Origin of the sequence: Streptomyces sp. NBC_01092, from assembly GCF_045039535.1 — a bacterium.
Lineage (GTDB): Bacteria > Actinomycetota > Actinomycetes > Streptomycetales > Streptomycetaceae > Streptomyces.
This window is the reverse complement of record NZ_CP108659.1, coordinates 135,833-145,575: the sequence shown is the minus strand read 5'-3', so window position 1 is coordinate 145,575 and position 9,743 is coordinate 135,833. Positions and strand designations below refer to the sequence as shown.

Genomic DNA, 9,743 nt, shown 5'->3' with positions numbered 1-9,743 from the left:
ACCCAGGCAGCGCGCGCATCGTGCCCATGGTGCCCGATTGAGCCGCCTCGAAGTTCTCGGACAGTGAGGCTTTTCATCCTCACGTTGATGCCTGGTGAAGGACGAAGACGGTCTTCACGATGTCGGTGATCCGGGTCGTGCTGCAGCGGGGTTTCCGCAGGAGGCGCCAGGCCTTCGGGATGGCCATGGCCTGCTCGCCACGCAGCGGATCTTTGCGTGGGTGGTGTTGTGGCGTCGCCTCCACCGCTTGAGCCGGCGGCCTCGGAACGGCACGCGGACGGGATGTCCGGCACCTTGGTACGCCTTGTCTGCCCAGCACTTGAGCCCCTCGGCCGCGAGCGCGTTGACGATTCCGTGGCGTCGGGCTGCCGTCAGGTCGTGGGTCGAGCCGGGCAGGGCGGGCGAGGCCCACAGCAGACGGCCGAACGGATCGGTCAGGACCTGGACGTTCATGCCGTGGCGTTTATGTTTCCCGGAGTAGTACGGGGTGTCGGCGGCGATCCGGTCGATCGGCAGGAGGGTGCCGTCCAGGATCACGAATGCCTTCTTCCGGGCCGTGTCCATGGCCTCGGCCAGGGTGGGAGCGAGGGCGGACAGGAGATCGACGGCCTCGCGTATGTAGCGGTAGACCGTCGCGATACCGATCCCGAACCCGGCGGCGAGCCGGGCGTAAGTGTCACCGCACCGCAGATGAGCCAGGACGAGCAGGGCCTGGCGCCCGGCTGCCAGACGTCGCCATCGAGTGCCGATCTCGCGCCGCCGCGCGGCCAGTTGCCCTGTCAGGTAGCGCAAGGTACGGCTGGGCAGGTCGATCGCCGACGGGTACACAAGCACTCGAAGCTCCTGGCAGCACGGTGGATCTTGGTTGTGACACCGTCTACCAGGCGCTTCCTCGTTCAGTCAGCCCGTCCAACACGTGGTCAACGCCGCCAACTTGAAAAGGGCTCACTGCCGCGATCACTGTGGATCACGCAGCCAGGCTCCAGCCCGCCCCGGCCGTGGGCCGTGTCGAGGGCATCCACGACGAGTTCGGCGCGGTGATGGTCGGCCATGGCATAGCCGACGACCTCGCGGGTGGCCAGGTCCAGCCAGCAGGCGAGGTAGAGCCAGCCCTCGGTCGTCGGGAGGAAGGTGACGTCTCCGACCAGCTTCGTGCCGGGGATGTCCGCGTGGAAGTCGCGGCCGATGAGGTCCGGGGCCGGCCTCGCCTTCTTGTCCGGCCGGGTCAGCGAGCGGTGCTTGCGCCGGGTGACGCCGCGGATGTCGCGCTCGCGCATCACGCGGGCGATGCGCTTGCGGTTTACCCGCCGCCCCAGGCGGCGCAGTTCGGCATGGATACGCGGGACGCCGTAGGTACGGCGTGAGGCGATGTGCAGCACGGTGATCTCGTGCGCGAGTGCGTCGTCGGCGGCCCGACGCCTTTGGCGGGCGGCCTCGCCCTCGCGCCATGCGTAGTAGGAGGAGCGGGCCACGTGCAGCACCCGGCACAGCAGCGTGATCGGATGGTTCGCCTTCTCCGCATGGATGAACCGGTACAGCTCGGTCACCGGTCGTTCTCCTTCACGAAGAAGGCGGTCGCTTTTTTCAGGATCTCGATCGTCTGCTGCTGTTCGCGGTTCTCCCGCCGCAGCCGCCTGAGCTCCTCACGCTCGGCTCCGGTCAGCTCGCCCGGTCCTCGCCCCGGTCCGCCTTGGCCTTGCGGTACCAGCCGCGCAGAGACTCGGGGATGCCGAGTTCCCGGGCGACGGCAGTGACCGTCTTGCCCGAGGAATCGACGAGCGCGACCGCGTCCCGTTTGAACTCCTCGGTATACCGCTTCGTGTACTTGCTTCCCACCTGGTGCTACTTCCTCTGGAACCTCAAGGTCCCAGTCTCCAGGTGTCCACGATCAAGGGGAAGCTTCATCCCGGCTTTGTCAGGGCCGCTGGCCACCCTCCCCGGCACCTCCCGGGTCGGGCTGCCCTCAGCTTCAACCGCCCTGCTGCGACAGGACGGCGGTGGGCGGTGAACGGCGGGGGCGACGGCAACGGAGTCGACGCGATGGCATTGTTGCTGTTCCGACACTCATGACCGTTCTTCTCGAAGGAGTGTCGAGATCAGACGCAGGGAGAGCGCGGCAAGGATGATGGTGCCGATGACAACGAGGATGCCGGCTGCGGACGCCCTGCCGTAGTCGTGCCCCTGGTAGAAGCTTTGGTAGATGGTGTAAGGCAGGTTTGCAGTTCCGAGGCCGCCTGAGCTGATGGTGAACACCGCGTCGAAGTTCTGCACGATGTAGATCGAACCGAGCAGAATGCCGAGTTCGAGGTAGCGCTGCAGGTGCGGCAGCGTCAGGTAGCGGAAGATTTGCCAGTCGTTCGCCCCGTCCACACGTGCGCACTCGATGGCGTCAATTGGGCGGCTCTGTAGGCCGGCGAGCAGGATCAGCGTCATGAATGGCGTCCACTGCCAGATCAGAGATACCGCGACGGAGCTCAAGGGAGCCGATGTGATCCAGTCCAGTTGCGGGGGGCTACCCGAGCCGAACAGGGACCAAAACCAAGTCATCACACCGTTGAGCAACCCGTACTCGGGGTTGTAGAGCGCGTGCTTCCACACCAGCGCGGAAGCGACAGGAACGAGGAGGAGTGGTGTGATGAACATGGTGCGCACCAGTGCGCGGCCGTGGAACTTCCCGATGAGCAGCAGCGCCGCGCCCAGGCCGAGCACTAGGCTGAGCAGTACTACACCCGCGGTAAGCTGGACCGTTGTGAGAAGCGAGGAACGCGAGGCCGGGTCGCTGAGTACCTGCGTATAGTTTTCGAACCCCGCGAACCCGCGCTCGTCTGGCCGCAGGGCGTTCCAGTCCAGGAAGGAGATCACCAGCGTTGCCAGAAACGGCAGCTGAGTGACGATAGCCATGAAGACGAGGGCCGGCAGCAGCGGGGCGCGTCTGGCCCAGGCTCGGGGCAACCGCCGTCGAGGCACTAGTACCGGTGGGGTTCCAGCGCGGTGTCCTGTCTTGTGCATGCGGGTAGTGCTCGTTTCGTGTTGGTTACCTCCGACTTGGCGCACGTTTTCGGACTTGCAGTTGGTGATGGCGGGATAGTGTTGACCGATGCTGGGGCCGCGTGTCGACTCTGGTCTTTATCGGGGCTGTGTCGAGTGGCTGCCGCGGGCCCGTACGAGCGTTCGGAGTGGGCGAATGGGGCCTGCTCAGTCTGATGGCCAGGTGGCGAAAAGGTGTAGCCGATGCGTCTATTTCCAGCGCTGCGTCACTGTTTCTCCGCTTCGATCAGTGTCCCCGTCCCCCAGAAGGAGCAGGGGGCCCGGCATGGCACTGGTCAATTCTTCGCGTATTCAGCGGCGACCTTCTCGGCGAGTTTCTGGCCCTCGTTCAGGGCCGCGGTCACCGTGGTGCGGCCCGCGATGACGCCCGCGATCAACTGGGAGACCTTGGTCCCCAGATCCGGGAACTCCGGGATGGCCACGAACTGGATGCCGACGGTCGGGCGGGGTTGTACCCCGGGATTGCGCGGGTCTGCGCTGGTGAGGGCGTCCCTTGCGGCCTGGTAGAACGGGGCTGCCGCTTTCCGGTAGTCAGAGTTGGTATAGGTTGAGGCGCGCTTGCCGGCCGGTACCCTAGCCCAGCCTAGCCTGGCTCCGACAAGGTCCTCGTACTTCTTGCTTGAAGCCCACTCGATGAACTTCGCCGCAGCGGCCTGGCGTTTACTCGCTTTCTGGATGCCCCAAGCCCACGAGTACAGCCATCCGGAGCTCTTAGTCTTGTTCACCGGGGCCGCAACGTAGCCCACTTTTCCGGCGACAGGCGAGTCCTTCGTTTCCAGCAACCCGGCAGCCGAAGTAGCGTCGTACCACATAGCGGTCCTGCCCTGCTGGAAGCTGTTGAGACATTCAGCGAAGCCTGCCTGAGCGGCACCGGGCTCACCATGCTTGCGGACTAGGTTGGTATATAGCTGCGTCGCCTCGGTAAAGCCTGCGCCGTTGACCTGGGCCTTCCAGTCCTTGGTGAACCAGGTGCCGCCGTAGGTGTTGACTACCGTGGTCAGTACGCCGCTGAGCTGACCCCAACCGGGCATGCCACGTAGGCAGATGCCCTTCATCTCGGGCATGGCACCGTCCGCCTCGGCCGCCAATTCTTCGACTTGCGCCCAGGTCGGGTGACTGGGCATTCTCAGCCCCTTGGCCTGGAACACGTCCTTGCGATACATGAGAAACGATGACTCACCGTAGAAAGGCTCGGCGTACAGTTTGCCGTCGTTCGCGGTAAGCCCCTCCTGGATCGGCGCGAGGATGTCGGACTGGTCGAAGGCGCTATCCTCCGCGATGTCGTCCAGCGGGGCCAACCAGCCGTTCACGCCGTAAATAGGTGCCTCGAAGTTACTGATCGATGCCACATCGTACGTGCCGGCCTGGCTGGAGAATTCCTGACTAATCTTGTCGCGTACGTCGTTTTCCGGCAGGACGGTGTAGTTGACCTTGATTCCGGTCTGCTTGGTGAAATTACTCTTGGTCAGCTTCTCAAGATCGAGCATCTGAGGATTGTTCACCATGAGCACGTTCACCGACTTCTCGTTCCCGCTGCCACCGCTGTCTCCGGCTCCGCTGCAACCAGCGAGCACCAGGACGATACAGGTACCGAGGACAGTGGATTCGGCAACTGCATGCCGACCGGCCCTCACAGACCTCGTCTTCACGGGAACCCTCTTTCTGGGCGGATGAAGGTAGTCCAACACCCCTTGCTCGGACAAATAGATGACACGACATGGTCTGAAATTTAATGCCACGAGCAAGAGATTGACCGGGCGACACGCCCTTCTTGGAACTCCATCAGGGGATCGAGCGCGCGCTGTGACGCTCGCCTGGCGTCGTAGCACGGGAGCAGCAGCCGAGCTGAAGTTTCCCCGTGATCTTGGACACTCGATGGTTATGCCGCGAGGGTGTGTTGATGCCGCTGTCTGGTCTCGGTCGGGGTGGGGTAGCCGAAGGTCTTGTGCTTGTGTAGGCGGCGGCCGTTGTAGAAGGTCTCGATGAAGTTGAAGACCTCGGCGCGGGCGGTGGTCCGGTCGGGCCAGGTCCGGGTGCCGATCTCCTCCTTGAGTAGTGCCCAGAAACTCTCCGCTGCGGCATTGTCGAAGCATGATCCGGTGCGGCCACAGCTTTGCCGTAGTCCCAACTCGCCTATCCGGTCCCGGAATTGGGCCGGGGTGTACTCACTGCCGCGATCACTGGTGTACCGCTTCGTGTACTTGCTTCCCACCTGGTGCTACTTCCTCTGGAACCTCAAGGTCCCAGTCTCCAGGTGTCCACGATCAAGGGGGAAGCTTCAGTGTGGACCCTTTGGATCGTGTCGCCAAAAGGCATCGCCTGCTGTCTTGCACCAAGCCCCTGCGATCCGCCAGCCCGGCCGCTGGTGGCAGCCTCGGGGAGAGCTTCAGCAACCGCCAGACCCATTGGACGCCGGGGTCGTTGGGAGAGGTTGTTGCGATTGTTGGACGGCCGTGGGGTGGCACATGGCGGGTGTGCCCCCTGAGATCATGACTTGCGGCGCAACCACCCGCGGTTCCTCGCGGCTGGTCAGCTCAGTGGACTCGTCAGCGCCGCACGCTCGTCGCATGCTCACATCACTCCGAGATCGTACTCGACTGCCGGTCGGCCTGCCATGCTGCGATCTGGGAGCGCGAGGTGAAGCCGAGCTTGCGGAGGATGCTCTGCACGTGCGATTCAGCGGTGCGCTGGGAGATGATGAGGGCGCTGGCGACGTGCTGGTTCGACATGCCCTCGGCCACCTTCGCGGCGACCTCCTGCTCACGCTTGGTCAGGGCTATCTCCGGCGCCTGCACACGCACAGGCGCGGGGTTGACTGTCCGCCGTCCGAGGATGAGATTGTTGGCGTCGTCGTAGTGCATTTGTGTGCCCGCCATGTAGTTGGACTCGAACAACCGCTTACCCAGGACCGTGCGAGCCCGCTTCTTGCAATCGTCGTGCCACCTGCGTATGTGAGGGGCGCAAGGAAGGCGCGCGCCGAGGGACCGCCACCGTGCCTCACTGGCACCGAGGAGGCAGGCTGCCCGATCGGCATCGGTCTCCACCAGCGCCCAGGCCGCGACCTCGAGACCCCAGACCTGGCCCAAGACGTCTTGGAATTCCCGCCCGATTTGCGCTGACTCTCGGAGTACTGTGAGCGCTCTGTGCGGGTCGCCTTGCCGCCAGTACGCTACGCCGAGGAACCGGAGGGCCCAGGATCGCTGCCAGTGGTCATCCGACGTTTCGCAGCAGACACGGGATTCCTCCAGGAGAGCCACAGCTCGTTGCACTTCAGCCTCCGAAGTCAATAGCATGAGGACGAAGCTGAACCGGTCGAGCAGCGGCAAGATCATATTGGGGCCACTCGCCTCCTTTCCAGGAAGGAGGCCGTCTCCTGGTGTTGCTCGTTCCCGCCTTGCACCAAGCCGTGCACCGGTCGCACCCAACACAGATGTGGCGTGTGCGAGCGCCGTGCCATCACCCACGCGCTGGGCCGTCTCGCAGCACTCCGTGAGGACCCGTATGGCGGATGTCGTGTATCCGAGAGCGATCAGGATGTACCCCATGGCCCACAGGGCACGGGCGCGTTCCCAGCCGGGTTCATCCTGGGCCTTTAGGGCACGGTCCAACCAGTACCGGCCCTCGGAGAGGCAACCGGTGGCCGTCCAGGCGAAGCTCAGCGCACCGGCCATCTGCAGCCCTGCCCGTTCCTCCCCTGGGTGGGTGAGGCAGAAGTCCAGGGACGCCCACACATTGGCTTGCTCCACCCGCAATTGTGTGAACCACTTCAGTTGGTTCGGGCCGAAGCACTCCTCGTACGATTTCTCCGCCATCCCAAGGTAGTAGTCCCTCATCCGGCGCTGCAGCACTATGAGTGCGCCGTCGTCCCGCGCCGAGAGCTGCTCCTGACCGTACTGGCGGATCGTCTCTAGCATCCGGTAGCGGACAGGGCCACCCTCTCGGGATGAGCCGACCGACCGGACCAGGATGGATTGCTCCAGCAGCCCGTGGATCACGTCGAACACGGCATCCAGCCCCAGGCCGTCCCCGGCGCACACTGCCTCGGCCGCATCCAGGTCAAAGTCACCGGCAAACACCGACAACCTCGCCCACAACAGCTGCTCCTGCGGAGAACACAGGTCGTGACTCCATCCCATCGCAGACCGAAGCGTACGATGTCGCGGCAACGACTCTCGATGCCCCTGTGTCAACAACGTCAACGGCTCATCCAACCGGGACAGGATCTGCTCCACCGAAAACGCCCGCGCCCGCAGCGCCGCCAACTCGATCGCCAGCGGAACACCGTCCAACCGACGGCACAGCTGGACCACCGCCTCCTCGTTCCCCTCGTTGATCACAAACCCCGGCGCCACCGCGGCCGCACGCTCCTCGAACAACAGCGGTGCCTCGAACTGCCGGGCCGCACCAGGAGCAAACACCTCTCGCTCACCAGGAAAGCTCAGCGGTGGCACCTGCCACGCATGCTCCCCACGGAGCGCCAACGGTGTCCGGCTTGTCACCAGCACGCGCAACTCCGGCGCCACGGCCAGCAAATCCCGGACCAGAAGAGCACTGGCATCCAGCACTTGCTCGCAATTGTCCAGAACCAGCAGCACCTGCTTGCCGGCCAGGTAATCCGCAAGCGCGGGCTGCGGATCCGCTCCCGACCAGGTCCGCAAGTCCACTCCCATCGCCACCGTCTGCGGCACCCCCGACGGGTCAGCCACATCCGCCAACCCTGCGAACCACACACCGTCCGCGAATGCACGGTTCAACTTCCGCGCCAACTGCAACGCCAGACGTGTTTTCCCCACGCCCGCCACTCCGGTCAACGTCACCAGCCGCGACACCGACATAAGCCGCCGCGCTTCAGCCATCGCCTGCCGGCGCCCCAGGAACGACGTCATCTCGCCCGGCAGATGGTTCACTTGGTGACTCGAAACTTCGCTCATTGCTTACTCGCAGATTCGTCCACAGCGCGATCAGGGCCGCGCAATGCTTGCGGCTTATACGGTGTCCGGGAGCGCCCACCTCATGAGCAGGCCGATTGGGGCCGGCAGAGTCGAGCCATCATTCGAGCAAACGCTCGGCTATCCCCGAGTTCGCAACAATTCCGTTGAATAGGCCGGTCTTCAGTGCTGCCGACGTGGCGGTGGCCCGCTCGACGCCGTCAGCCAGGAGAATCACCTCGGGTATTCGGCGTAGCTCCTCGAAAGTGACGGCGATCATCCGTTCGGTTAGTTCCGGGGCGATGCTCCGACCCTCCGCGTCGAGCAGGTATCCGCACACTTCGGCGCACACTCCTTGGCGCTCGTATTCCTCGCGTTCGGATTCGCTGAGCGCCTCGTAGACGGAGGACAGTCTCGGCCCCCATACGCCGACTGTGATGACCGCCTTTGTGACCCGGCCGTACTGGCTAACCGCTTCGATGACGCCTGGTTTCTCGCGTAGCATCCGGACTGTCGCGCTGTCAGGCAGCAGCAGCGGCGCGTAGACGGGGTAGGCGGCACCTCCCCCTATCGCAGCGGCCCGGAGTACAGCCCCCACGGTGTCCGCATTCACCGGCCGCAGCGGCGTCACACCGCATAGCTGTATGACTGTACACCGCGCCAGTGCGGTCAGTTCACGGCCGAGCGCGTCGATCTCGGGGCCCCAGATGAGCCCCAGGACATCGCCCTCCGTGACTATCTCAGCGAGCAGGCCCGCGGTAACCACGCCGAGGCGGCGGGTTGACAGCCCCGGATCGTCTGGGTCTTCATGCGCCGATTTGAAAACGACGGCGTGGCTCAGGCCATACCGTACGCGCAGGGCTTCGGAGCGTTCGGCGTCCAGTTCAGCGGGAAGGTGGATCTCGAGTCGGACCAATCCGTCTTGGAGGGCGGTTTCGAGTCTCCGGGCCACCTTGAAGCGGCTGATGCCGAATTCCTCCGCTATCTCGATCTTTGACTTGCCATCAAGATAGAACATCCGCGCCATGGCAGCCGTCTGAACCAATTCTTCCGGGCCTGCGCTGAGCGCAGCTCGTCGTCTTCCCTGAGTCTTCACGTGGTGACTCACCGCCCATTCTGCGAAATATTCAGCCGTGGACCCAAGAGTCGTCACGTCACCGAAGTGGGTGTCCGGCAAAAGCGGCTGTGACGAACAGGTCATTGGGCGAGGGCGTCGACTGCGCGCGGTAGGGAGGCCCTGACCCACTTGCCGCCGTCGGGCACCAGGCCGGATGCCCAGGACCCGGCAAGCGCTTCGATGATCATTATCCCGCGTCCGCAATCACTTTCGTGTCCGGCTGCGCGCCGGACAGGCAGGATCGATGAACCGTCAAACACCTCGATCTGGAGCGACTCGCAGTGCAGCGCCAGCGTGAGACTGATGAACGAGTCCGGCGCCCCCTCAGGTTCGGCCGCGGGGACCGAAGCGCCGTGACAGACGGCATTCGTGGCCAGCTCAGAGACGATCAGAACGGCCGCTTCGATGAGTTCCTCGATCTCCCCCCAACGGCACAGAGACTCCCTGGCGAAGGACCGCGCCCGCCGGGGGGCGGACAGGGCCGGCTCCAACATGAGCGAGGCGGAGGCTATTTCTGTATCAGGGAGAGTCGCAATCTCAGCCACGGCATCCATTGTCTCGGCCCTTCAATCGGTAGACGAATCACCCGTTGAGGTTGCCGCGGACTCTGCGTGGGACACCTGCGAGCTAATGCTGCGGTGTGGGGTGTG

7 protein-coding genes and 2 pseudogenes are annotated in these 9,743 nt (G+C 64.3%); all 9 read right to left on the bottom strand.

Going from position 1 to position 9,743, the window contains the following annotated elements; genetic code table 11:
* Positions 1-79: 79 nt before the first annotated feature.
* The 9 genes and pseudogenes from OG254_RS00775 to OG254_RS00735 all read right to left on the bottom strand — a co-directional run bounded on the left by OG254_RS00775 (position 80) and on the right by OG254_RS00735 (position 9,638).
* Positions 80-834: pseudogene (locus OG254_RS00775) on the bottom strand (transposase family protein).
* Between the two features lie 86 nt (positions 835-920).
* Positions 921-1,571: pseudogene (locus OG254_RS00770) on the bottom strand (IS3 family transposase); the annotation flags it as partial.
* An 88-nt stretch (positions 1,572-1,659) separates the two neighbouring features.
* Entirely contained in the window at positions 1,660-1,836 is a 177-nt protein-coding gene (locus OG254_RS00765; RefSeq protein WP_405576344.1) for a transposase, read from the bottom strand.
* A gap of 228 nt (positions 1,837-2,064) precedes the next feature.
* The gene (locus tag OG254_RS00760) at positions 2,065-3,009 is read right to left on the bottom strand and encodes a carbohydrate ABC transporter permease (RefSeq protein WP_405576342.1); all 945 of its coding nucleotides are present in this window, start codon (positions 3,007-3,009) and stop codon (positions 2,065-2,067) included.
* A gap of 314 nt (positions 3,010-3,323) precedes the next feature.
* Positions 3,324-4,697: an ABC transporter substrate-binding protein gene (locus tag OG254_RS00755; protein WP_405576340.1), complete on the bottom strand. Its 1,374-nt coding sequence runs from the start codon at positions 4,695-4,697 to the stop codon at positions 3,324-3,326.
* Positions 4,698-4,927: 230 nt separating this feature from the next.
* The gene (locus OG254_RS00750; RefSeq protein ID WP_405576338.1) at positions 4,928-5,260 is read right to left on the bottom strand and encodes an integrase core domain-containing protein; all 333 of its coding nucleotides are present in this window, start codon (positions 5,258-5,260) and stop codon (positions 4,928-4,930) included.
* A gap of 364 nt (positions 5,261-5,624) precedes the next feature.
* On the bottom strand, positions 5,625-7,955 hold the full coding sequence (locus tag OG254_RS00745) for an ATP-binding protein (RefSeq protein WP_405576336.1): 2,331 nt from the start codon (positions 7,953-7,955) through the stop codon (positions 5,625-5,627).
* 142 nt (positions 7,956-8,097) lie between these two features.
* Positions 8,098-8,994: a sugar-binding transcriptional regulator gene (locus tag OG254_RS00740; RefSeq protein ID WP_405576335.1), complete on the bottom strand. Its 897-nt coding sequence runs from the start codon at positions 8,992-8,994 to the stop codon at positions 8,098-8,100.
* Between the two features lie 179 nt (positions 8,995-9,173).
* The gene (locus tag OG254_RS00735) at positions 9,174-9,638 is read right to left on the bottom strand and encodes an ATP-binding protein (protein WP_405576333.1); all 465 of its coding nucleotides are present in this window, start codon (positions 9,636-9,638) and stop codon (positions 9,174-9,176) included.
* Between the last annotated feature and the right edge of the window lie 105 nt (positions 9,639-9,743).